Here is a 254-nt window from a genome sequence, read left to right on the forward strand (position 1 = left end):
GGAGGGAGCTGTCGAAGGTGGGACTGGCGATTGGGACGAAGTCGTAACAAGGTAGCCGTACCGGAAGGTGCGGCTGGATCACCTCCTTTCTAAGGAGCATCTAGGCCGCCAAGCGTGCTTGGTGGTCCAGGGCCATTACGTCGGCAAACGTTCGACGGTGGTTGCTCATGGGTGGAACGTTGATTATTCGGCACTTTCAGTCATCTCGGGCTGCCAGTACTGCTCTTCGGAGCGTGGAACGCTGATCACGAGTG

At 57.9% G+C, this 254-nt stretch carries 1 rRNA gene; it reads left to right on the forward strand.

Features of this window, described 5'->3' with window-relative positions:
- Nucleotides 1-89, forward strand: a 16S ribosomal RNA gene (locus IF54_RS0139210); the annotation flags it as partial.
- Nucleotides 90-254: the final 165 nt, after the last annotated feature.

The sequence above is a fragment of the Streptomyces sp. NRRL B-3229 genome, from assembly GCF_000719505.1.
Lineage (GTDB): Bacteria > Actinomycetota > Actinomycetes > Streptomycetales > Streptomycetaceae > Streptomyces > Streptomyces griseorubiginosus.